Origin of the sequence: Cobetia sp. 5-25-4-2, from assembly GCF_013374075.1 — a bacterium.
In the GTDB taxonomy this organism is placed as follows: Bacteria; Pseudomonadota; Gammaproteobacteria; order Pseudomonadales; family Halomonadaceae; genus Cobetia; species Cobetia marina.
On the sequence record NZ_BLWK01000008.1, the window covers coordinates 86,861 to 110,666 of the forward strand.

The following is a 23,806-nucleotide window of genomic DNA, read 5'->3' on the forward strand; positions in this document are numbered from 1 at the left end:
TCATTGGCCCTGATGTTTCACTGTGATTGTCACCGGAGTCCTGATGTCCCGCTACGCTGTATTCGGCAACCCGATTGCCCACTCGAAATCCCCGCTGATTCATCGTGCCTTCGCTGAGCAGCTCAAGGACTCCCTGAGCTACGAGGCGCGACTGGCGCCGGTGGATGACTTCGCGGCTGGCTGGGCCGAGTTCGTCGCTGAAGGCGGGCAGGGGGCGAATGTCACCATGCCCTTCAAGGAGCAGGCCTATCGGCTGGTCGAGGTATTGAGTCCGCGAGCTCGTCGCGCCGGTGCCGTGAATACTCTGCTGCTGGGCAAGAATGGCCAGCTGTATGGCGATACCACTGATGGCGTCGGGCTGACCCGTGACCTCGAGCGTCTCGAGGCCCCGCTCACGGACGCGCGTATCCTGATTCTTGGCGCTGGCGGCGCCGTGCGTGGCGTGCTGGAGCCTCTGTTGGCCAAGCAGCCTGCGGCATTGGTGGTCGCCAATCGCACCGCTGCCAAGGCCAGCGCGCTGGCCGAGGACTTCGCGGACCTGGCGGGAGATGGCTGTCAGCTCTCCGGTGGCAGCTACGAGGCCATCGAGGGTCAGTTCGATCTGGTCATCAATGGCACCAGCGCATCGCTGGGCGGTGAGTTGCCGCCGTTGCCGGACTCGTTGTTCTCATCGCAGGCACTGGCCTACGACATGATGTATGCCGCCGAGCCGACCGTCTTCATGCGCTGGGCCAGCGAGCAGGGGGCACGGGGCGAGGATGGTCTCGGCATGCTGGTGGAGCAGGCAGCCGAGTCCTACTTCCTGTGGCGCCACAAGCGCCCGGATACGGCACCCGTGGCGGACATGCTGCGCAAGATGCTGGTCAGCGGCTGACAGGTCGCTGAGGCAGGTCAGTCAGTGACTGCAGCCCGGGTGTCCGGGATGCATGCAGGAGCCGGCACTTCATTCAACGACGTGCCGGCTCCTTGCGTTGCGGGACAGAAAAGAAAGTGGATACCGAGGAGGTGGGTACGATTCTCAAGCGCTGGCAGCGGACAGCGCCGATGGCGTGCAGGTTTCCAGACGATAGCCATGTTGATACACGCTCTTCAGGCGCAGGCCACGCCGACCGTCGAGTTCCAGCTTGCGGCGCAGGCGACTGATATGGGTGTCGACGGTGCGGGTGGAGATGTCGCCATTGATCCCCCAGACCATCTCGAGCAGGTAAGCCCGCGAGAACAGCTCTCCAACATGACGCAACAGCAGCACGGCAAGCCGGTATTCGCGCTGCGTCAGATTGACGGGATGTTCGCCGCACCAGATGGTGTGCTCATCCTGTTCGATCCGGTACTGGCCGGGGAGCGCTTCCACTTCCTGCGATCCATTGCTGGCCTTGCTGTTGGCAAGGCGTCGTCCCAGCGCGGACACCCGGGCTGACAGCTCTCTGGGATTGATGGGTTTGCTCAGGAAGTCGTCGGCACCATGCTGCAAGGCATGCACGACATCCTCCTCTCCCTGGCTTGCGGTGATGAACAGGATCAACCCCTGCCAGCCGTGTTCATTGCGCAGCGTACGCGTCAGTTCCATGCCGCAGGCATCCGGCAGCTGCCAGTCGATGATCAGCAGATCGAAGCTGCGTTCACGCAATGCGCGCAACAGTTGGCTCGCGCGTTCGAATCCTGCCACTTCATGCCCCTGGGACTCGAGACACAGGGTCAGATAATCACGTTGATCATGGTCATCTTCGAGAATGCCGATATGCATGTCGTTGCCTCCCTGCGTGGGTATGACCAGCAGTCTACGCGCCCCTTGCGTGAGACCGCGTCACAATGGTTCACGTTTGGCCCGACGATGGCGGCTTATACTCGTTTCCAGCTGCTCTCTTGCTGTCGTGCACCTCTGCTCATGGTGGCTCGTGATTGGCGATGATGCCTCGCGACGGTGAATCACTGGCCGTGATCAATGGCTACCCATGATCAACAGGAGTCTCCCTCATGCCTCTTCTCGTACTCTCACGCCGCTTCATTCTGGCGTCACGTCGCATGCGCCACTGGCTCCTGCTGATGGCGTTGTCGCTCTCACCCTTCGCCATGGCGCTGGAAGCACCGCAAGGGCCGGTCGTGCTGCGCGTCACGGGTGATATCCGTCACGTCAATGCCGGTGATGAGGCACATTTCGATCGCGCGATGCTACAAGCGCTGCCACAGCGGGAAACCGTGACCACCACGCCATGGCATGACGGTGAAGTCAGCTTCAGCGGACCGCTCGGTTCGGCGCTGATGGAGGCGGTGGGCGTTGACAGTGGCACCATGCGCATCGTCGCGCTCAATGACTACGCGGCCAATGCCCCGGTGCAGGATTACTTCGACTACCCGGTGATACTGGCCATGCAGGCCGAGGGCAAGCGTCTTCGGGTACGCGACAATGGCCCGATCTTCATCATCTATCCCTTCAGCGAGCAGCCGGATCTCCTCAACGAGGAAATCATGACTCGCTCTGTCTGGCAGGTGAAGCGGATCGTCATCGAACGCTGAGCCCACATTCTCCGCTCCGTCTGATGAGCTCTGGCAGGATGCCTGTGCATGAATCCTCTTCGTTCTCTGCATTTCAGAACCGCCATCGCCATTGCCGCGACGCTGTTTTTCGTCTCGGCACTGGTGACTGGCGTGTTGGTCTACCAACGCCAGCAGGCCCTTGAGCACAAGCTGCGCGAGAACCTGATCTGGGCGGTCTATCAGTTCGACAGGGAGGTGCGCGAGCTGCGCATGGTGGTGGCAGAGGAGCAGCAGTCTCCCACGCCACCGGAACTGATGGATGACAGTGAGCTGCTGTTGCGTCTGGACATCCTGTACAGCCGGGTACAGCTGCTGCAGAACGGTCAACTCGGCAGCATGCTGGCGGGGATGCCGGAACTGCATGTCCAGCTGCTGGCGATGCTGCCCAGAATCGAGGTGCTGGACAACGGCATCATGGAGCTTGCGAGTCGTCAGCAGCGTGAAGAGGCACTCTACGCGCAGCTGCTCAGTCGCCTGGTCTCTCTTCAGGAGCAGACAGGCAAGCTGCTGCTGGATATCAATGCGGAAGCTGCCTTGCAGCGCACGAAGGAGCGTACGGAGCTTCTCAATCTGTATGCACTCGCGCTGTCACTGGTCCTGCTGATGACTCTGAGCGGCACTGTCCTGGTGGTCGCTCTGATCGTCGAGAGTCGCGGGCGGGCCTCCAAGACCCGCAAGCTGGAGGAGCGTACGCAGGAGCTGGATGGCATGGTGCAGCTGGCGCAGGCCGCCAGTCGTGCCAAGTCGGAATTCATGGCGATCATGAGTCATGAGATACGCACGCCTCTCAACGGCATGGTCGGCGTATCGGACCTCATCGGTGAGGAAGTCTCGACCCAGCGTGGGCAGCAATATCTGGTGATGCTGCGTCAGAGTGCCGAGAGTCTGCAGGCCGTCATCAATGACGTGCTGGATTATTCCAAGATCGAGGCCGGCAAGCTGGAGCTGGACCGGCGCTGCTTCTCGCTGCCCGACTTTCTCGAGTCATTGTCCGCGCATTACACCCGTCAGGCAGACGGTGCCGGCAAGGGGTGCTCGCGCATCTTCCTGGAGGAGCTTGCCGATGACCTGCCTGTCTGGGTCGAGGGAGACGTCAATCGTCTGCGCCAGGTGCTGACCAACCTGCTCAACAACGCGTTCAAGTTCTGTCCCCAGGGGACCATCCGGTTGCGGGTGTCGTCGCAAGAGGACGAGACCCTTCATTTCGAGGTCCACGACAGCGGTTGCGGTATCGCCTCTGACCAGGTGAGTCAGCTGTTTGCCCCCTTCACCCAGGTGGATACCTCGATGGCACGTCGCCATGAAGGGACCGGGCTGGGGTTGGCCATCTGCAAGCGGCTGGTGGAGGCAATGGGTGGAGAGATCGGCGTGGAGAGTCATCTTGGCCTCGGCAGTCGATTCTGGTGTCGCGTGCCGTTGCCGGTGCTGACAGCCTCCGAGGCCTGCCCCCAGCAGACGGCGAGGGAAGCCCCCTTGCCCGAGGCCCGCGTTCTGGTGGTGGAAGACAACGAGGTCAATCAGTCGCTGGCTCGCGCAATGCTGGAATATCTGGGGCAGCAGGTCACGATCGTCGAGGAGGGTGAGCAGGCGCTGGCCTGGCTGTCGCAGGCGGACCATGAGGTTGATCTGATCTTCATGGACATGCAGATGCCAGTGCTGGATGGTCTGGAGACGACACGACGCTGGCGTCAACGGGAAGCCGAGACGTCCGCGACCCGCCTGCCGATCATCGCGATGACTGCCAACGTGATGCAGGAAGATGCACGCCGTTGCATCGAGGCCGGAATGGACGGTGTCCTGCACAAACCCTTCACTCGTGATGACCTGCAGCAGGTGCTGCACCAATATCTGACGTCCCGCCAGCGGGAGATCCCCGTGGACGCTGGTGTGGGCTCTGGCGCGGAGTCTGACGCGAAATCTGGCACGGAAGTTCTCGCCATGGCGAGCCTGGCGGAGGAGCCCTCCGCCAGTGGCGTCAACGTGCCGTTGGCGGATGAGCAAGCGGCGCCGCTCGGTACGGAGCCGTCATCTGACGAGACACATGCTGGCGCCGATCCGGCCTCTGATCAGTGTGACCTGCAGGGCAATCCGTCATCGCTGCTTCAGCAGGCGACCTGTCAGGAGCTGCTTGCCACCCTGAGTCGCGAGGCTTACTCACGACTGTTGAGCAATTACCTGGCGCGCCTCGAGGGGCGACTCGACGTGATGTTGACCCTGCTGCAGCAGAGGGATCTCGGGGAGCTCAAGCGGGAAGCGCATTCCCTGAAAGGGGCCTCTGCTTCGTTGGGATGCAGCGGTATCGCCAGCGGTGCCAGGGCGTTGGAGGAGGCCGCGATCTCCGAAGACATGACCCGGGTTCATCATCATGTCGCCACGCTGCGCGCCTTGAGTGTGCCGACGCGCGACAGTCTTCTCGAGCAGGGATATCTGCTCTCCTGAAGGGCCTTTTCTCCTGAAGTGCCTTTTGCAGGAGCCCTCATGTGAGGGCGATAGGCGAGCGAAGGGAAGTGAAACGGAAGAGAAAAGAGTGCAGGAAGTGCAGGAAGTGCAGGGCTCGCAAGACAGAAACGCCACCCATGGTGACATGAGTGGCGTTTCTGTCTTGAAGGAGCATCCGCTTGCTCGAGTCGGCTTTCTTGATCCGGGCATGCGTTGATGGGAAGCCTGTCTGTCAGTGAACGGAAGGCGCATGGCGCTGGATGAGGGCACTGACGACAGTGGGTGGGCAGTGGCTCCAGGCATTGAAGTCGGTGACTGTCATGGGCCGCGCGAAGAGATAGCCCTGGCCGAGATTGCAGCGAGTATCGCAGAGGTAGTCGCGTTGCTGTGTCGTCTCGATGCCTTCCCCGACGACAGCGAGATTGAGTCGCTGGCCAAGCTCGACGATGGTGCGCGTGATGGCACGGGCTTCCGGGTGGCTATCGCTGCGGCCGACGAAGCACTGGTCGATCTTCAGCTCGTCAAAGGGCAGATTGTAGAGCTGCATCATCGAGGAGAAGCCGGTACCGAAGTCATCCAGTGCCAGGCGATAACCGCGCTCGCGAATGGCGTTCAGGAGATGGCGGGCGTAGGTCAGACAGTCGATACCGCAACTTTCCGTGAGCTCCAGAGTGATCGTATGGGGGTCGACCTGATGCTGGCTGGCAAGCGCATCAAGCTTCTTCAGCATGTCACGCGAGCGAAGCAGTTGTGGGGAAAGATTGAGCGCCAGATTCAGCGTGAGGCCCTGTGATTGCCACTCCTGCTGCTGACCGAATCCCTGATTGATGACCTGCCAGGTAAGCGATTCGATGCGATTGCTGCGCTCCGCCAGGGCGATGAACTGGTTGGGCATGACCATGCCGCGCAGAGGGTGATGCCAACGCACGAGGGCCTCGGCACCACTCAGCTGGCCACTGGCAAGATCGATCTTGGGTTGATAGACGAGATGCAGCTGCTGCTGGGCCAGAGCCTCATCCAGCTCCGCGAGCGTCAGCGGATTATGGTGTTCATCGAGATCATTGAGCATGGACGCCAGATGCTTGAGATCGAACGGCTTGCTGAGCTGTCCCAGCATGTCCAGGCCACTGCGTCGGCCCTGATTGATCATCGCCTGCATGTCGTCATCGTGACAGGCGCTCATCAGAATGATGCCCGCCTCGACATTGCGCTCACGCAGATAGCTGAGAACATCAGCGCCGGTGAAGTCCCCCAGTTCATAATCCACCAGGATGAGGTCTGCCTGCAGAGAGGAAGGGTCACAGGCGATGTCCTGCAGTCCCTCACTTTCCATGCAGCTGAATCCGAAGGTGGAAAGCAGTCCGGCGATCAGCTCACGAAAGTCCGGATCATCGTCGATGATGAGTGCATGTCGCGTCATGTGATACATCCTTGGCTGGGGGCGAGAGGACGCTCACGGTGACATTTCTCGAGGGGTAGGTGAGCGCATGTCTGAAGACTAGCAACGTCGCCACTCACAACGCGTATATCGACACATTTGGCGCCACCTTTTTACATTCATGCGCCTGGTGGAGTCGTCCGGATTCAGAGTGGCGCACGGCGGTGAGACGTCGGGACACGAGATCGATGAATGCGCGGCAGAGATGCCAGAGGCGCCCGACAGGCGCCTCTGGCAGACGGGGACGTTCTCCTGCGTAAGCCGGCTCAGCGCAGCCTGTCGCAGTTGGGCTTCTCGCCGGCGGCCCGTGCCTGTTGGTAGGTCGGCAATGCGGTCTCGAGGCGCTCGTTGAGCGCGGTCATGCGCTGCTCGTCACTGGGGTGAGTGGACATCCAGACCGGGGGCTGAGCGCCACCGGAGGCGTTCATGTTGGCCCACAGCTTGATGCTGGCACGTGGGTCAAAGCCGGCTTCGGCCATCAGGTCCAGCCCCAGCAGGTCGGCTTCGGACTCATGTGAACGCGAGAACGGCTTGAGCACGCCATATTCGGCGCCCATGCCCAGCAATCCCATGAGCTGATCACCACCGGTGCCTTCCAGCCCGGCCAGTGCCTGGGTCAGGGAAAGACCTGCGGACGTCAGGGATTGGGTCGAGACGCGCTCATTGGCATGGCGGGCCAGCACGTGGGCGATCTCATGGCCGATGACGGTCGCCAGCTGATCCTGATTCTCGGCGACTTCCAGCAGACCGGTGTTGACGCCGATGTAGCCGCCCGGCAGTGCGAAGGCATTGGCAGAGTCATCCTCGAATACCTTGACCTGCCACTCGCTGATGCCATAGCTGGCGGGCACCTTGGCGGTCACGGCATCTGCCACGCAGCTGACATAGGCATCCTGGCGGCCTTCCACCACCGGCAGCTCCTGTTGGTACTTGCTGAAGCTGGCTTCTCCCATCTTCTCCAGCTCCTGATCCGAATAGAGCGTCAATTGGCTTCGGCCCAGAGGAGAACTGGCGCAGGCACTCAGGGTGACGGACGCCGCAAGAGCCGCCAGCGGGAGCAGACGGCGCAGGGCGCGGGGAGATGAGTGATCGAGCAATCCTGGCATTGAGGCCTCCTGGCAATGGTGACGATGACAACCTTCGAGTGCACGGCAAGGCGGTGCTGAACGTGCAAGAAACGTGCAGACAGCATAACCGGATAGGCGCAGTGGTGCAGTCAGCGAAATGATACGTTGCTGAGATCACAGCAACGTCAGGCCAGACGGGCTCGCCGGGCATGAGATACTGGGCGCGATCTCATGGGCCTGCCACGGCCCTTGCCCCATGTACCTGACAGGGAGTCATCATGTCACCAGAGTTTGAACACCGCCTCTCGCAGTTGCTGGACCGTCTGGAGCCGATGCTGCCGCCGACGGCTGTCGAGGTGGACTGGACACGAGACGTCGCCGCCTTGTGGACCCGCCACCCCCTGGGCGGCCGCCTGACCCCGATCGCGCCGCGTGATGCCCTGACGCTCGAGGATCTGCTCGGCATCGCCCGTCAGAAGCGCGAGCTGCTGGCCAATACCCGCGCCTTCCTGGCGGGTCGGCCGGCCAACCACGCGCTGCTGTGGGGCGCGCGTGGCACCGGCAAGTCATCGCTGGTACGTGCGCTGCTCAACACCCTGGGCAGTGAAGGCCTGCGGTTGATCCAGATAGACCGTCACGACCTGCCGGCGCTGCCGGGGCTGGTCGCCGAGCTGGCACAACAGCCGCACCGCTTCATCGTCTATTGTGATGACCTGTCCTTCGAGGGTAGCGATGACGCCTACAAGGCGCTCAAGAGCGTGTTGGATGGCACCCTGACGGGCCCGCCGGAGAACGTGCTGCTGTACGCCACGTCCAACCGTCGTCATCTGCTGCCGGAGCACATGAGCGACAATCACGACACCCATATCGTCGATGGCGAGCTGCATCATGGCGATGCGGTGGAAGAGAAGATCTCGCTGTCGGACCGCTTCGGCCTGTGGCTGGCCTTCCATCCCTTCAATCAGGATGCCTACCTGGAGACCTGTCAGCACTGGGTGGAATGGCGTCTCGGCGCGGGCAGCTTCGACGAGGCGGCGCGTGCCGAGGCGTTGCGTTACGCCACTCAGCGCGGGGTGCGCAGCGGGCGTGCTGCCTGGCAGTTCGCCAATCTGTGGGCGGGACAGAAGACGCTGGAAGCCTGATGCCATCATATGACCGGAGTGTGCAGCACTGGCCACTGGCCTGAGGCAATGCGCCCAGACGAAGACGCCGCCCCTGCAGTCATCTGCGGGGGCGGCGTCGTTCAGGTGCGGAACCTGTTCAGAGCATGCGCGGCGGCTGTGATCAGCGGCGTTGCTTGCGTTCCTTGCGGGCTTCCTTGGTGCGCGCCAGTGAACGCTCTTTCGCGCGCTCGCGGTCATCGCTGCCCTGGGCACCGTCGAAGGGGTTGTCGCCTGAGCGGAACTCAAAGCGCATCGGCGTGCCCTTGACCTTGAGCACCTTGCGGAAGGTGTTGGTCAGATAGCGCTTGTAGGCTTCCGGCAGCTTGTTGGTCTGGTTGCCGTGCACCACGATCAGCGGCGGATTGGCGCCGCCCTGGTGCGCCATGCGCAGCTTGATGCGACGGCCGTTGACCATCGGCGGCTGGTGCGCCTGAGTGGCATCCTGCAGCAGGGTGGTCAGGCGTTTGGTTGACCAGCGGGCCACGGCACTCTCGAAGGCGCGGTCGATGGACGGGTAGAGGTCACCCACCGCCGTACCGTGCAGTGCGGAGATGAAGTGCAGGTCGGCGTAGTCGGCAAAGCCCAGGCGACGCTTGATCTCGGAACGCATCTTCTCCTTGGCTTCGCTTTCCAGGCCATCCCACTTGTTGACCACCAGCACCAGAGCGCGACCGCTGGTCAGCACGAAGTCCAACAGGTGGAGATCCTGCTCGACCAGGCCCTGACGGGCATCGAGCACCATCACGGCGACGTTGCACTTCTTGATCGCTTCCAGGGTCTTGATGATGGAGAACTTCTCCACCACTTCGCGCACGTTCTTGCGGCGACGGATCCCGGCGGTATCGACCAGCAGATACGGCTTGCCACGACGCTCGAAGGGAATCTCCACGGCGTCGGTGGTGGTGCCGGCCTGGTCAAAGACGACCACGCGCTCCTCGCCCAGCAGGCGGTTGACCAGCGTCGACTTGCCGACGTTCGGGCGACCGATGATGCCGATGCGCACGCCGCGGTCATCCAGCTCCGGATGCAGGTCCTCGTCTTCGCCTTCCTCGACTTCCGGGTAGGGGGAGAGTACCTCTTCCAGCAGCGTGGTGACGTTGCGACCATGCTCGGCGGCGATGGCGCGCGGGTCACCCAGACCCAGGGTCCAGAAGTCGGACTTGCCGATTTCCTCGTCCATGCCGTCGGTCTTGTTGACCACCAGCCAGGTCTTCTTCTGGTTGATGCGCAGGTGGTTGGCGATGGCTTCATCGGCCATGTTCAGGCCGGCGCGCGCGTCGACCATGAACAGCACGATGTCGGCCTCATCGATGGCGGCCAGCGACTGGCCCGCCATCATCAGGTCGATACCTTCCTCGTCACCGCTGATGCCGCCGGTGTCGATGACGGTGTAGGGCTTGCCACCGACCTTGCCGGTGCCGTACTTGCGGTCACGGGTCAGGCCCGGGAAGTCGGCGACCAGGGCATCACGGGTCTTGGTGAGGCGATTGAATAGCGTCGACTTGCCGACATTCGGGCGGCCGACCAGGGCGATCACGGGGTTCATGAAATCTCACAGCATTCGCAGGGATAGCATCGATGCCGGCCCCGGGCGGTCTGCTTCGAACCATGACGGCTGGAAAGCACCTTGTGCAGGCAGGGCGATAGCGATGATATCGGACTTGGGTCACTGAAGGGCGTCGTCGGCAGGCGCCTGACGAGGCGTGTCTCCAGTATGGCCCGCAGAGTGGGCCTTGGCACTCTCTGCGGAAATGATCTCGGGGCTGAGTTCAGCGAATCTGCCGACACCTTGGCGCGTCAGCCGACTCGTGTGGTCAGCGGGGGCGGTATTCTAGCACTGCGAGCATGACGCTACCAATGGCGTAGACGGCATTGCGTGCCCACAACGCATCAACGGCAGCACTGGGGCTGCCGTTGATGCGTTGCAGAAGCTTCCCGACCAGACTCAGGGAGCTTCGAGATCCAGTGCGGTCAGCTCGCCATCATTGGTGTAGACGAAGATGCGCTTGCCTTCGGTGAGCGGCGTGATGCTGATGCCGTCGCCACCGACGTCGTAGCGGCCAGCCATTTCCCCACTCTGGGCATCGATCAGGTGCACGTAGCCTTCATAATCTCCCACCACCAGCTTGCCATCGATGAAGGCGGGTGAGGTCAGCCAGCGACCCTCGAGGTCTTCCGATTTCCACAGCACGTTGCCGGTGTTGGCATCCATCGCCAGGATGTGGCTGGCGTTGTCGATGCTGAACAGGTAGTCACCCACGACGATCGGTGTCAGGTAGCTGGAGGAAGGCTTGTCCCACAGCGGCTCGCCATTGCGAGCATCCAGCGCGATCAGACGGCCGTTGTAGCTGGTGACGTACAGGCGACCGTCACGGGTCAGCACCGGCTGGCCATCCAGATCCACCAGCTGATCCACTTCGGTACGCCCGGAGGGCACCGCGACCCGCAGGTCCCACAACTCCTGACCCGAGCGGTTGTCCAGGGTCACGAGCTTGCCATTGGCGAAGCCGGCAAAGGTGACCGGCTGGATGACGCGCGGTGCGCCGGTGCCGCGCAGCGTCAACGCGGGGATGGTCGCGGAATAGACCCACTGTTCCTCGCCGGTGAAGCGATCCAGTGCGGTCACGCTGCCATCGACGCTCTGCACCACGATCAGCTCCTCGTTGTACTGAGGTGCGGCCAGCACTTCGCTGGAGACTCGCGTGCTCCATTCGATGCTGCCGTCCTGCTGGTCAATGGCGCTGACCTTGCCATCGCGGGTACCGACATACAGGCGAGACGGGTCGGCATTCAGTGCACTGGTGATGCCGGCCGGCAGGGTGATCTGCCAGACCTCGTCGCCGGTCTTGGCATCGAAGGCTTCCAGCTCACCCTCTTCAGCCGCCACGAACAGCCGGTCATTGGCCACGATGGGGGCCAGCGGGTAGTGAGCGCGACCCAGGCCGTTGCCGACCGATTCGCTCCAGGCGGAATCCAGCGCCACCGTGGCATCGAAGTCGACGAGTTCCTTGGGGGCATACTCTGGCTGGGCACTGCTGGCGCAACCGGCCAACAGGCTGACGGTCAGCAGCGACACAGGCAGCGACAGGCGGTGATTCAGTTTCATGACGGGCTCTCCACGGCGAGGTCGGCGAGTTTCAGATCCAGCCCGTAGACCGGCTGGCCGCTCTGCTCGGACAGGCGGCTGGCTTCTTGATAGGCCGCGACGGCTTCATCACGCTTGCCTTGTGCCACCAGTGCATCCCCGCGCACGGCGGCGGCCTGTGCCGCGAGGGTCGTGGGCGGGTTCTCCAGCAGGCTCAAGGCCTTGTCCTGCTCGCCGAGCTCCACATGGAGTCGGGCCAGACGCAGGCTGGCCAGCCCCTTGAGATAGCTGTCGGCGTCGCTGTCCACCACGCTCTGCAGTGCCTTGGCGGCAGCGTCGAGGTCATCGGCCTTCACCGACATGCTGGCATCCAGCAGGTGGGCCATCTGGGTATAGAGACTGTCGGCGTGCTCGCTTTCCAGCTCACTGATCAGGTTGCGTGCCCGCTGGACACCCGCATCTTCCAGCGTGGGCTGACTGACGAGGCTGATCAGCTGCTGATAGCGCATGGAGGCTGCCTCGGACTGACTGGCCTCGTAATTCTGCCAGGCCTTGAAGGCAAAGATGCCGGCACCGGCCAGCACGACACCGGCGATCAGTGACTTGCCGTTCTCGCTCCACCAGCGCTTGATGGCCTCAAGCTGTTCTTCTTCGCTTCTGAGCTCTTCCGCCACGGGCGGTCTCCTTGACCTGGCCGGTACGCCGGCACATGCATTCGGGAGGCGGGGCGCACTGGCCCCGCCGGATATTCACTGGCCGTCTCAGGCGCTGAAGACACTCGCGAGACGCTCGCCGAGGGCGCGCTGATTCAGGGTTTCCTGATCACGCTCCTCGCGCAGGAACTTGAGTCCCACGGTCCCTTCGATGACTTCATTCTCACCGAGAATCAATGCCACGCGTGCGCCGCTCTTGTCGGCCTTCTTCATCTGGCTCTTGAAGCTGCCGCCGCCGCAATGCAGCACGAGGCGCAGGTCGGGCAGGGCGCTGCGCAGATCTTCGGCCAGACGCATGGATTCGGCTTCGGCCTGCTCGCCCATCGACATCAGATAGACATCGACGGTCTCACGCACGGCCTCCGGGACCAGTTCCAGTGTCTCGAGCAGCAGGATCAGGCGCTCGACACCCATGGCGAAGCCGACCGCCGGCACCGGCTTGCCGCCCAGCTGTTCGAACAGGCTGTCATAGCGGCCACCGGCACACACGGTGCCCTGGCTGCCCAGTGCGGTGGTGGTCCACTCGAACACGCTGCGCGAATAGTAATCCAGGCCACGTACCAGGCGCGGATTGATGACGTACTGGATGCCCGCCGCATCGAGACGTGCCTTGAGGCCCTCGAAGTGCACGCGGGAAGCTTCATCCAGGTGATCGCCGAGACGCGGCGCGGCATCGACGACGGCGGCCATGTCCGGGTTCTTGGTATCGAGAATGCGCAGCGGATTGCTGTGCAGGCGACGCTTGGCGTCCTCGTCGAGCACATCCAGGTGCTGCTCGAAGTATTCGATCAGCAGGTCACGATAGGCAGCACGTGCTTCCAGGCTACCCAGTGAGTTCAGTTCGAGCGTGACGTGCTCCAGCAGGCCCAGCTGACGCCACAGGCGTGCCGAGATCAGGATCATCTCGGCATCGATGTCCGGGCCATCCATGCCGTAGGCTTCGACACCCACCTGATGGAACTGACGATAACGGCCTTTCTGCGGGCGCTCGTGGCGGAACATGGGGCCGGCATACCACAGGCGCTGGATCTGGTTGTGGACCAGACCGTTCTCCATCGCCATGCGCACGCAGCTGGCCGTGCCTTCCGGACGCAGGGTCAGGCTGTCGCCGTTGCGATCCTCGAAGGTGTACATCTCCTTCTCGACGATGTCGGTCACCTCGCCGATGGAGCGCTTGAACAGCGCGGTCTGCTCGACGATGGGCGTGCGAATCTCGCGATAGCCGTACTGGCCCATCAGGGTCTGCACCTGGCGTTCGAAGTATTGCCATACCGGTGAGTGGTCCGGCAGCAGGTCGTTCATGCCACGGATGGCCTGGATCTTGGTGCTCAACGTTCTCTCCTGAATCCTTGCGCATCTCCCCGCGGCAGCGGCATGCAGCAGCATGACGTCAGGCGGGGAGACGAAGGCGCATCGTGATGATGCGCAAGCCGACTGAGACGTGCTCAGCCCTGGCGGATGATGGTATCGGCCTCACGGGCCTCTTTTTCGGCGACCTTGTCTCGAATCAGACGTTCCAGGTCATCGACGAGCGTGTCGTTGGTCAGCTTGCTGGCCGGCTTGCCGTCCAGATAGACCAGATTCGCCGGGCTGCCGCCGGTCAGACCGACATCGGTCTCCTTGGCTTCACCGGGGCCGTTGACGACACAGCCGATCACCGAGACGTTCAGCGGCGTCAGCACGTCCTCGAGGCGATTCTCCAACTCGTTCATGGTCTTGATGACGTCGAAGTTCTGACGTGAGCAGCTGGGGCAGGCAATGAAGTTGATGCCCTTGGCACGCAGCTTGAGACTCTTGAGCATGTCGAAGCCGACCTTGATCTCCTCGACCGGGTCCGCGGCCAGCGAGACACGAATGGTGTCGCCGATGCCGTCCATCAGCAGCATACCGAGGCCGATGGAGGATTTCACGGTACCGGAACGCAGACCACCGGCTTCGGTGATCCCCAGGTGCAGCGGCTGTTCGATGCGCGTGGCCAGATCACGATAGGCGGCGACGGCCATGAAGATGTCGCTGGCCTTGACGCTGACCTTGTACTCCTGGAAGTCGAGGCGATCGAGGTGATCGATGTGGCGCATGGCGGATTCGACCAGCGCGGCCGGCGTCGGTTCGCCGTATTTCTTCTGGAGGTCCTTTTCCAGGGAGCCCGCGTTGACGCCGATTCGGATCGGGATACCGTTGTCACGCGCGGCACTGACCACGGCACGCACACGGTCTTCACGGCCGATGTTGCCCGGGTTGATGCGCAGGCAATCCACGCCGAGCTCGGCGACGCGCAGGGCGATCTTGTAGTCGAAGTGGATATCGGCCACCAGCGGGATGTTGCTCTGCTGCTTGATGCGACCGAAGGCTTCAGCGGCATCCATGTCCGGCACGCTGACACGCACGATATCGGCACCGGCATCCTCGAGGCGCTTGATCTGCGCGACGGTGGCGGCGACATCGTTGGTGTCGGTATTGGTCATGCTCTGCACGGAAATCGGTGCATCGCCGCCGACGGCGACGTTGCCGACATGAATCTTGCGCGAGACGCGGCGCTTGATGGGGGAGTGACTATGCATGGGATTCCGGATCATTCACCGAGTGTGAGTTTGGCGACGGTGCCGCGTGTGGCGCTTTTCAGATCAACCGGCTCGTTCATGTATTCAAGGACGACGCCCGCGGATTTGCCGATGGTGAGCTTGAACGGCGGCTTGCCTTCCAGCGTCTTGCTGCTGCCTGGCGGGTTGGTGCCGTAAAGCAGTTTCTTGCCATCAGCATCACGGATATCGGTCCAGGAATCCGTATTGAAGGTCAGTGTCAGCTTGCGCGGGTCAGCGGCAGGGGCAGGGGCGGTAGCTTCCTGTACCGCTTGCGGTTCTGTCGTGTCCTCTGCGCCGGCAGCCGCGGTGTCGCTTGCGGTGTCCGCCGCGAGGCTGGCATCCGCCGGCGTGGTGCCGGTTTCGCTGACGTCGCCGCCAGTCGTGGCCGGAGTCGCGCCGGGTGTCGTCGCGACGGATTCGCCGGTGCTGGCCTCCCCGGCATCGTCAGCGGCAGGCGCTGCTGCCGTCTGGGAGAGGGTCAGCTCGATCGAGCCATCGGCGTTGACGACCGGTGAACCATCGTCGGTCGCGCCTTCGCTGAGGGGAGCGGCGTCGGACGTCTCTGACGGTGAGGTGCGTCCATAGTCTCCACTCTGCCACCAGACGTAGCTGAGGCCGATCAGTCCGGCGATGACCAGCAGGCTGACGAGTCGAAACAGGTACTTGCCCAGCTTGCCGGGCGGGCGCACCGAGGGGCTCATCGCAGGAGGATGGCGCTCCACCTCGGTGGTGCCGAACTGGGCATTGTACTGGCCGACGACCGCTTTCTCATCCATGCCCAGCAAGCGGGCATAGGCGCGCAGGTAACCGCGGCGGTAGGCCGCGATGGGGATCTGGTCGTAGTGGTCGCGTTCCAGGTCATCGACCAGACTGGGGCGCAGGTTGAGCTGTGTTGCCACTTCATCACGTGACAGCCCCTGATGCTCCCGCTCAGCCTTGAGAAGCTTGCCAGGCAGTGTGTCGCTGACGGACATGTCAGGGGAGGGCTGATGTTCGCTCATGGCGCATCCTTGTAGGGAAGAACGGACGACCGGATACCTGTCCGGGCACTCTTCCGGTATTGCTGTGAACAGTTACTGTAAACAACTGCTGTGAACGATGGTCGTGAAAACGGGTGACTGCCAACAGGAGTGACCATCCGCTCCGGCTGTCGAGCTGACATGCCACGACGGTGACGTGATCTCGCCGGCGATGGCAAGCCGTCATGCCATGTTGACGTCGGCACTATACCAAGGCCGGGCCAGAATTTTCACCGGCATTTCGGTCTTCCGGTGCCTCAACGAAGCGACCTGTCGCCGAGTGGCGCCCGGTGAGCCGGGCGCGCAGGGCGTTTCCCGCGTCACGCCACGCCCGAGCTCCGGTTTCATGGTGTGCGGATGACCGCGCGTCCGGCCTCGCGTGTTCTGATCTGCTCCAGCTGTCGGCCGTAGAGGTCCGCCAGACGTGCATCACCGCGTGCCACGGCGACATCCACGGCCAGTTCCAGACTGTCACTGTCGGTGCCGTTCAGTCGGAAATATCGGCTCAGCGCCTGCTGGGCAGCGTCATCGTCACCGGCTTCATGTTCCATGCGCGCCTTGGCGAGCCACGCCTCGGCTTCCCGCGGGTTGATCTTGACGGCACGATCGAAGTTCGCCCGTGCCTCGCTCGTCTTGCCCAGCTGCAGCTGACAGCGCCCCAGGTTGGTGTAGAGCTGGCCGCGGTTGTCATAGGTCAGATCCTGCGTGGCTTTTTCCAGCTGCTCGCAGGCGGCGACGTATTCCCCGCGCGAGTACAGGAATGCCGCATAGTTGTTGCGTGCCCGCGTGAACGAGGGGTCACTGGCGATGGACTGCTTGAAGTAGTCATCTGCCAGCACGTTCTCGCCCTGACGCTGATAGATCATCGCCAGCCCGGCCTTGGCTTCGGCATTCCCCTGCTGCAGCTTGAGTGCCTTCTGGAAGGCATTGTCCGCGCGTTGCAACTGATTACGACTCAGATAGGCCTCGCCAAGTTCCACATAGGCCGTCGATGCCTTGTTGTCATCGGGGGCCGCGTAAGGGTCATTGGTTTCCACGCGCGTCGCGCAGCCCGACAGGGTCAGGCCGGCAAGACTCAGGCACAGCAGCATGCCGCGAACTCGCGCTGTGGCGCCGCGGCGGGAAAAGCGATGAAGTGGCAGACGACTCGACATGCAATCCTCGCGAGATAAGGCTCGTGATCTGCCTGCGGGCGAGGATCGCTGCAGGCAACAGAAGCGCCTCCATCAAAGCGCTGCACTCCAGACAAGTCAAGGCGGGTTTGTCAGGCAGGGCGGTGGGGGTCGTCACAGTCGCGCGGCAGGCATCCCCATGGGCCATTTGCGGCTTCCCCGCGCGAAAACGCCAGCCATGAAAAGCTCATGGCTGGCGCTGGGAGTCACCGTGGTGGCCTCAGGTATCTGGCCCCGACAAATGCTCTGGCTCAGTCGGCGTCGAGCTGGATGGCGTTGATGTAACGCTCGGCGCGACGGGTGCGGTCCTTGACCTGACCGACCAGCTGGCCACAGGCGGCGTCGATGTCATCGCCACGTGTCGCGCGCACCGGGGCGGTGTAGCCCAGCTCATAGAGACGCTGCTGGAAGCGCATCACCTGATTGCGTGACGGCTTCTCGTAACCGGAATGCGGGAACGGGTTGAACGGGATCAGGTTGATCTTGCACGGCAGCTCGTCGAGCAGCGCGGCCAGTTCCTCGGCGTGCTGGATCTGGTCGTTGACGTCCTTGATCAGGGTGTACTCGATGGTGACGATACGCGCGTCGTCACACTTGGCCAGGTAGCGATGGCAGGAGTCGAGCAGCGCGCGGATGTTCCACTTGCGGTTGATCGGCACCAGCACGTTGCGCAGTTCATCGTTGGCCGCGTGCAGCGAGATCGCCAGGCTGACGTCCATCTCGTCGCCGAGCTGGTCCAGCTTGGGCACCACACCGGAGGTGGAGAGGGTGACGCGACGCTTGGACAGGCCGTAGGCGTTGTCGTCCAGCATCAGCTTCATTGCCGGCACGACGTTGTCGTAGTTCATCAGCGGCTCGCCCATGCCCATCATCACCACGTTGGTGACCGGACGCTTGCGGGTGTCCTTGCGGTCTTCGGCGCCACGGGTGGCGACCCACACCTGGCCGATGATCTCGGCGGCGGTCAGGTCACGCTCGAAGCCCTGCTTGCCGGTGGAGCAGAAGCTGCAGTCCAGCGAGCAGCCGACCTGGGAAGACACGCACAGGGTGCGACGATTGCCGTTCTCGGACGGAATCAGCACGGTCTCGACATAGCTGCCGTCGCTGACTTCCAGCACCCACTTGCGGGTACCGTCCTTGGACTCGCCTTCATAGACGATGCCCGGCGCGCGAATCTCGGCGACCTGCTTGAGGCGTTCGCGCAGGGGCTTGGCGAGATTGGTCATCTCGTCGAAGCTGTCGACGCCTTCCTGGTGAATCCATTTCATCACCTGGGTGGCGCGGAATTTCTTCTCGCCGATGCTCTCGAAGAAGGCTTCCATCGCCGGGCGCGGCAGGCCAAGCAGGTTGGTGAGCTTCACGTCGGCAGGTGCCGCGGCATCGGTAGCGGTTGCAGTGGTATCAGTCATGGTCTCGGGCCGGTCGTGTCAGGGATGGGCAGGCGTCAGCCACAAGGATAGACGTCTGCAGGGTGGCGCTGTCAGCGGAGGTGGCGATGAATCGCGGACCTCAATGGACACTCGCAGTCAGGCAATGGGCAGGGAATGGCCGCACGGCACTGGCGGAGGTAGCTGCAGGGCTTCAAGAAAAGCGTATCGGACCTGCTCAAGCGTCGAATCTGCTTCAGGGAATGCAGGCTGGCGCACGACGCTTCAGCACGTCCGATACCACGACGGCCCCGCCACGCAGGCAGGGCCGTCGAGTCATGCACGGCTGGTGATATCACGCCCGCAAGGGACAGACATCATCAGGCGCACAAGGCGAAATCAACCGCGCGGGCAGATTTCGTTGTCGCCGAAGAAGTAGGCGATTTCGCGAGCAGCGGATTCCGGCGCGTCAGAACCGTGAACGGCGTTGGCGTCGATGGAAGTGGCGAAGTCTGCACGGATGGTGCCAGCTTCTGCTTCCTTCGGGTTGGTAGCGCCCATCAGGTCGCGGTTCTTGGTGATGGCGTCTTCGCCTTCCAGCACCTGGATCATGACCGGGCCGGAGGTCATGAAGCCGACCAGCTCACCGAAGAAGCCACGTTCGCTGTGCTCAGCGTAGAAGCCTTCGGCCTGTTCCTTGGACAGGTGAACCATCTTGGAAGCGACGATCTGCAGACCGGCCTTCTCGAAGCGAGAGTAGATCTCGCCGATCACGTTCTTGGCGACGGCGTCCGGCTTGATGATGGACAGAGTACGCTGGGTCATGGTGAATCTCCTGAGACAAGCTTTGAAGAGCCGCACGGCCTGGGGCCTTGCGGCGGAAAAAGGGCTCTGTCGACGCAGGGCTCGACAAAAGTGGGCGGCATTATAGCTGCTCGCGTCATCCACTGCATCCATCATGCGGATACTGGATGACACGCGGATGGCAGGCGTCTTGTCTGCAATGACGCTCTACGCGCTGAGCCAGCTCTACACGCTGACGCTGGATCTACACGCTGAAGCTGGATCTACACGCTGAGCCAGGTCTACACGCTGAAGCTCTCGCCACAACCACACTCGTCCTTGACGTTGGGGTTGTTGAAGCGGAAGTAGCGGTTCAGACCGTCCTTGATGTAGTCCACTTCGGAGCCGTCGAGCACGGCCAGCGCTTCGCTGTCGACATAGACAGTCGCGCCGTGATCGACGAAGACCACATCTTCCTCGTTGGCCTCATCGGCGAAGTCGAGCACGTAGCTGTAGCCGGAGCAGCCGCTGGGCTTGACCGAGACGCGCAGGCCAAGGCCGTGGCCGCGCTCGGCCAGCACGACACGGATCTGGTCGGCGGCGGAGGGGGAAATCGACAGGTGTGCCATGAGCAGTCTCCCGGGTCAGGCGCGCAGCGAGGTCAGGGCATGCCTGAGCTCGCCGAGCGCGGATTCAATGTCGGCGGCGGTGGTGAAGCGTCCGAAGCTGAAGCGCAGTGACGCCAGCGCCAGTGGACGGGGCACCCCGATGCCGGTGAGTACGAAGGACGGTTCGACACTGGCGGAATTGCAGGCCGAACCGGTGGAAATCGCGATGCCGCGCAGTGCCATCAGCATCGCCTCACCGTCCACGCCTTCGAAGGCGAGGTTGAGGATGCCGGGGGCGCTGACGTCTATATCGGTATTGAAATGCACGCCTTCAAGGCCGGATAGTCCGGCGACGAATTGCTGGCGCAGCGCGATCAGGTGCTGGTGGTCGGCATCGAACTGTTCGGCGCACAGGCGGTAGGCCTCGCCCATGCCGACGATCTGATGGGTGGGCAGGGTGCCGGAGCGCATGCCGCGCTCATGCCCGCCGCCGTGGATCAGGGCCTCTACCTTGATCTGCGGCTGACGTCGCACGTACAGCGCGCCAACCCCCTTGGGGCCGTAGGCCTTGTGCGCGGACAGCGACAGCATGTCGATGGGCTGTCGGCCGACATCGAGCTGCACCTTGCCGGGAGCCTGGGCGGCATCGACATGGAAGGCCGCGCCATGCGAGCGGGCGATATCGCCGAGGGCATCGAGATCATTCAGGCTGCCCAGCTCATTGTTCACTGCCATCAGCGATACCAGGATCGTGTCGGCGCGCAGAGCGTCACGCAGGCTCTGGGGGCTGATGCGGCCATCCGGCTGCGGTGCGATACGCGTGACCTCGAAGCCCTCGGCTTCCAGCGCACTGGCGGTATCCAGAATCGCCTTGTGCTCGATGGTCGAGGTGATCAGGTGACGCCCACGCTCGGCATTGGCGCGCATGTAGCCGGTCAGCGCCAGGTTGTCGGCTTCGGTGGCACCGCTGGTCCAGACAATCTCGCGCGGGTCGGCGCCGATGGCGTCGGCTACCTGACGACGCGCGCCCTCGACCGCCTGCTCGGCCAGCCAGCCCGGCATGTGACTGCGCGAGGCCGGGTTGGCGAAGGTGCCGTCCTGCGTCAGGTGACGCATCATCAGCTCGGCGACGCGTGGGTCGACGGGCGTGGTGGCAGCATAGTCAAGGTAGATCGGCTGGGACATGGTGACTTCCTGAAGACATGACGAACGGGTTCAGCTGCCGGGCATGACGGTGATCGGTGTCGGCTCGCAGGCCTTGCGCTGACGACTGGCAATCTGGCGAACCTCCTCACGTGCGACAAGGTCCGCCAGGCTGATGCCATCGAGAAAGCCATGGATCTCATCGGACAGGTCACACCACAGATGGTGCGTGAGGCAGGTGTCGCCTGCCTGACAGTCCGAGAGTCCCTGGCAGCGGGTGGCATCCACCGATTCATTCACGGCATCGATGATGCGCGCCACGGAGGTGCTTTCCAGCTCGACGTCCAGCAAGTAGCCGCCACCCGGGCCGCGTACGCTCTTGACCAGCCCGGCACGGCGCAGGCGAGCGAACAGCTGCTCGAGATAGGACAGGGAAATGCCTTGGCGCACGGAGATGTCGGCAAGGCAGGTCGGACCACAACTGGCATGAAGCGCCAGATCGAGCATCGCGGTGACGGCGTAGCGTCCCTTGGTGGTCAGGCGCATGGCGGAACTCGTGAGCTGGTGGAGCGAATGGCATCGGCGACAGGGCCGCAGTGTCGGCGCCGTCTGCAGGCAGACGGCGCATCAGACTGTCCATTATGGTGAGACGCGGCGAGGGGGTCAATCCCGACTGATTTGGTCAACTTTATCCGTGCTGGCGCTCGGACTCGCCATGACCGGAGGCGCTGGGTGTGGCGTCGGCTTCGCGGGTGACCGGCCGGGCCTGCGGACGCTTGTCCGCGGGCTCACCACCACAGGGGCCCAGCTCATCGATCAGCTGCGCGAAATCGGCATCATCCAGCTCGGGAAGGTGGCCGGCGCGATAGCTGGCATCCAGCTTGCGCAGCGTGCCGCACATCTGTTCGATCCGCTTGTCCACCGCATGCATGTGATCGAGCATCGCGTGCATGGAGCGCGCGACCGGGTCGGGCATGTCCTGGCCCATGCCGTAGGCATCGAAGCCGAACTTCTCCTTCATGGCTTCGCGGCTTTCCGGATCGACGGGCGGCTCCTCCGCCACGTCCGGTTCGGCGCGCTTGACGATCTTGCCGGGAATCCCGACCACGGTGGCACCGGCCGGGACTTCGCGTGTGACCACGGCGTTGGAGCCGACCTTGGCCCCGGCGCCGACCGTGAACGGGCCGAGAATCTTGGCGCCGGCCCCGACGATGACGCCATCGCCGAGGGTCGGGTGACGCTTGCCGGCATTCCAGGTGGTGCCGCCGAGGGTGACGCCGTGATAGAGCGTCACGTCATCACCGATCAGCGCCGTCTCGCCGATCACGACGCCCATGCCGTGGTCGATGAAGAAGCGGCGTCCGATGGTGGCACCGGGATGGATCTCGATGCCCGTCAGCCAGCGCATCAGGGTCGAACCGGTGCGCGCCAGCCACTTGGCGTTGTGACGCCACAACCAATGATTGATGCGATGCGCCAGCAGGGCGTGCAGACCCGGATAGTTGGTCAGGACTTCAAAGAAATTGCGTGCCGCCGGGTCGCGAGCAAAGACGCTGTTGATGTCTTCACGCAGTCGAGTGAACATGGCGTGTCCTCAAAGAGTGCGGTTTGCCGCGTCGGTCTGTGCCAGGCGGACCTGCTTGTCGACTGACGAGAGAATCCCGCGCAGGATGTTGATTTCCATGCTGTCGGGGCGGGCGCGCAGGTACAGTCTGCGCAGGCGTGCCATCAGCTGGCGCGGTTGTTCCGGGTCCAGGAAATCGATGCTGATCAGCGTCTTTTCCAGATGCTCGAACAGGCGCTCGAGGTCTGCGTGGCTGGCCAACGGACTGTCCCAGTCGATGCCGAATGGCTGGTCATCCTCGGCCCGCGGGGTCTCGCCGGCGGCTTCCTGATCAGCCAGCCATGCCTGGCGGCACTCGTAGGCCAGCACCTGCACGGCCGCGGCCAGATTCAGCGAGCTGAAGTCCGGATTGGTCGGGATGTGGACGTGACGATGGCAGCGTTGCAGCTCTTCATTGGAGAGCCCGGAGTCCTCGCGCCCGAACACGATGGCCACGCGGGCCTCCGGCAGGCGGGTCTCATCGGCCAGGGTGGCGCCGAAGGCGCGCGGCGTGATCATCGGCCATGGCAGATTGCGGGAGCGTGCGCTGCACCCGACCACCAGACTGCAGTCCGCCACGGCCTCTTCCAGCGTCTCATGCACGTGGGCATTGGCGACCAGAGTATCGGCACCGGAGGCGCGTGAGGCGGACTCCTGACATTGCACCTGACAGCGCGGCGCGACCAGAGCGAGGTCGGCCAGGCCCATGTTGAGCATGGCGCGGGCTGCACCACCGATGTTGCCGGGATGGCTGGTACCGATCAGGACAATGCGCAGACGTTCAAGCATGAGGACTTCCAGGATAGCGATTGAAGGGCGGGGCAATCGACGCGGCCCGGACACCGGGCAGGGCGGGACGTGCGTCAGGACCCGATATCCTAGCATGAAGCCGGCGCGGGGAGCAGTCAGGCGCTGACCGATCAGGCCGGCTCTCTTCGCCGAAGGTCGGGGATGGCGATGGCAGCCGGGCGTCGCATCTGCTAGACTTCGCCGTCCTGTTGTAGCGTATTCGCTCTCCTGCATTGCCGACCCCCGTGTCCGGCAGGTGCCATGAGCGTGGCCGTTGCACCCGCTGGCAGATTCCCGGGC

21 protein-coding genes are annotated in these 23,806 nt (G+C 63.2%); 4 read left to right on the forward strand and 17 right to left on the reverse strand.

From position 1 onward, the window contains the following. Window positions 1–40 precede the first annotated feature (40 nt). Window positions 41–874, forward strand: coding sequence for a shikimate dehydrogenase (aroE, locus tag HXS65_RS15270; RefSeq protein WP_176494325.1), 834 nt, complete (start codon window positions 41–43; stop codon window positions 872–874). A gap of 144 nt (window positions 875–1,018) precedes the next feature. On the opposite strand, the gene HXS65_RS15275 is transcribed toward aroE, so the two are convergent. After that, window positions 1,019–1,744 (reverse strand): response regulator transcription factor, encoded by a 726-nt coding sequence (locus HXS65_RS15275; RefSeq protein ID WP_077380082.1) that lies wholly within the window; start codon window positions 1,742–1,744, stop codon window positions 1,019–1,021. Between the two features lie 230 nt (window positions 1,745–1,974). On the opposite strand from HXS65_RS15275, the gene HXS65_RS15280 reads away from it, so the two are divergent. Beyond that, the gene (locus tag HXS65_RS15280) at window positions 1,975–2,514 is read left to right on the forward strand and encodes a hypothetical protein (protein ID WP_240499648.1); all 540 of its coding nucleotides are present in this window, start codon (window positions 1,975–1,977) and stop codon (window positions 2,512–2,514) included. A 48-nt stretch (window positions 2,515–2,562) separates the two neighbouring features. Further along, entirely contained in the window at window positions 2,563–4,974 is a 2,412-nt protein-coding gene (locus HXS65_RS15285; protein WP_176494310.1) for an ATP-binding protein, read from the forward strand. Between the two features lie 232 nt (window positions 4,975–5,206). Here HXS65_RS15285 and HXS65_RS15290 read toward each other — a convergent pair whose 3' ends face one another. Together HXS65_RS15290 and HXS65_RS15295 are read right to left on the reverse strand one after the other, a co-directional pair. Further along, the gene (locus HXS65_RS15290; protein ID WP_176494311.1) at window positions 5,207–6,394 is read right to left on the reverse strand and encodes an EAL domain-containing response regulator; all 1,188 of its coding nucleotides are present in this window, start codon (window positions 6,392–6,394) and stop codon (window positions 5,207–5,209) included. Window positions 6,395–6,678: 284 nt separating this feature from the next. Next, a complete protein-coding gene (locus HXS65_RS15295; protein ID WP_170877501.1) occupies window positions 6,679–7,518 on the reverse strand; it encodes a M48 family metallopeptidase in 840 nt (279 codons plus the stop codon). Window positions 7,519–7,757: 239 nt separating this feature from the next. On the opposite strand from HXS65_RS15295, the gene HXS65_RS15300 reads away from it, so the two are divergent. Beyond that, on the forward strand, window positions 7,758–8,621 hold the full coding sequence (locus HXS65_RS15300) for an ATP-binding protein (protein ID WP_077380076.1): 864 nt from the start codon (window positions 7,758–7,760) through the stop codon (window positions 8,619–8,621). Between the two features lie 142 nt (window positions 8,622–8,763). Here the strand turns inward: HXS65_RS15300 and der are convergent, their stop codons facing one another. From der to trmJ, 14 genes are all read right to left on the reverse strand, one after another. Then, the gene (der, locus tag HXS65_RS15305; RefSeq protein ID WP_077380074.1) at window positions 8,764–10,188 is read right to left on the reverse strand and encodes a ribosome biogenesis GTPase Der; all 1,425 of its coding nucleotides are present in this window, start codon (window positions 10,186–10,188) and stop codon (window positions 8,764–8,766) included. Window positions 10,189–10,587: 399 nt separating this feature from the next. Further along, a complete protein-coding gene (gene bamB, locus HXS65_RS15310) occupies window positions 10,588–11,748 on the reverse strand; it encodes an outer membrane protein assembly factor BamB (RefSeq protein WP_077380072.1) in 1,161 nt (386 codons plus the stop codon). Continuing rightward, on the reverse strand, window positions 11,745–12,401 hold the full coding sequence (locus HXS65_RS15315; protein ID WP_084207900.1) for a tetratricopeptide repeat protein: 657 nt from the start codon (window positions 12,399–12,401) through the stop codon (window positions 11,745–11,747). The genes bamB and HXS65_RS15315 overlap by 4 nt, the downstream gene beginning before the upstream one ends. 87 nt (window positions 12,402–12,488) lie before the next feature. After that, a complete protein-coding gene (hisS, locus tag HXS65_RS15320) occupies window positions 12,489–13,772 on the reverse strand; it encodes a histidine--tRNA ligase (RefSeq protein ID WP_127734456.1) in 1,284 nt (427 codons plus the stop codon). 113 nt (window positions 13,773–13,885) lie between these two features. Then, window positions 13,886–15,001, reverse strand: a complete 1,116-nt coding sequence (gene ispG / locus HXS65_RS15325) for a flavodoxin-dependent (E)-4-hydroxy-3-methylbut-2-enyl-diphosphate synthase (protein WP_077380065.1) — start codon at window positions 14,999–15,001, stop codon at window positions 13,886–13,888. An 11-nt stretch (window positions 15,002–15,012) separates the two neighbouring features. Then, complete coding sequence (locus tag HXS65_RS15330; RefSeq protein WP_176494312.1) at window positions 15,013–16,023, reverse strand: RodZ domain-containing protein; 1,011 nt, start codon at window positions 16,021–16,023, stop codon at window positions 15,013–15,015. Window positions 16,024–16,385: 362 nt separating this feature from the next. Beyond that, window positions 16,386–17,132 (reverse strand): type IV pilus biogenesis/stability protein PilW, encoded by a 747-nt coding sequence (pilW, locus tag HXS65_RS15335; RefSeq protein ID WP_127734460.1) that lies wholly within the window; start codon window positions 17,130–17,132, stop codon window positions 16,386–16,388. 332 nt (window positions 17,133–17,464) lie between these two features. After that, complete coding sequence (gene rlmN, locus HXS65_RS15340; protein WP_077380059.1) at window positions 17,465–18,622, reverse strand: 23S rRNA (adenine(2503)-C(2))-methyltransferase RlmN; 1,158 nt, start codon at window positions 18,620–18,622, stop codon at window positions 17,465–17,467. A gap of 357 nt (window positions 18,623–18,979) precedes the next feature. Then, on the reverse strand, window positions 18,980–19,405 hold the full coding sequence (gene ndk / locus HXS65_RS15345) for a nucleoside-diphosphate kinase (protein ID WP_043333812.1): 426 nt from the start codon (window positions 19,403–19,405) through the stop codon (window positions 18,980–18,982). Window positions 19,406–19,665: 260 nt separating this feature from the next. Then, a complete protein-coding gene (locus HXS65_RS15350) occupies window positions 19,666–19,992 on the reverse strand; it encodes an iron-sulfur cluster assembly accessory protein (RefSeq protein WP_176494313.1) in 327 nt (108 codons plus the stop codon). A gap of 15 nt (window positions 19,993–20,007) precedes the next feature. Next, window positions 20,008–21,156, reverse strand: a complete 1,149-nt coding sequence (locus HXS65_RS15355; protein ID WP_136939675.1) for an aminotransferase class V-fold PLP-dependent enzyme — start codon at window positions 21,154–21,156, stop codon at window positions 20,008–20,010. 30 nt (window positions 21,157–21,186) lie between these two features. Next, window positions 21,187–21,660 (reverse strand): Fe-S cluster assembly transcriptional regulator IscR, encoded by a 474-nt coding sequence (iscR, locus tag HXS65_RS15360; protein ID WP_077380053.1) that lies wholly within the window; start codon window positions 21,658–21,660, stop codon window positions 21,187–21,189. Between the two features lie 142 nt (window positions 21,661–21,802). Beyond that, entirely contained in the window at window positions 21,803–22,699 is an 897-nt protein-coding gene (gene cysE, locus HXS65_RS15365) for a serine O-acetyltransferase (RefSeq protein WP_077380051.1), read from the reverse strand. 9 nt (window positions 22,700–22,708) lie between these two features. Then, a complete protein-coding gene (trmJ, locus tag HXS65_RS15370) occupies window positions 22,709–23,506 on the reverse strand; it encodes a tRNA (cytosine(32)/uridine(32)-2'-O)-methyltransferase TrmJ (RefSeq protein ID WP_077380049.1) in 798 nt (265 codons plus the stop codon). Window positions 23,507–23,806 lie beyond the last annotated feature (300 nt).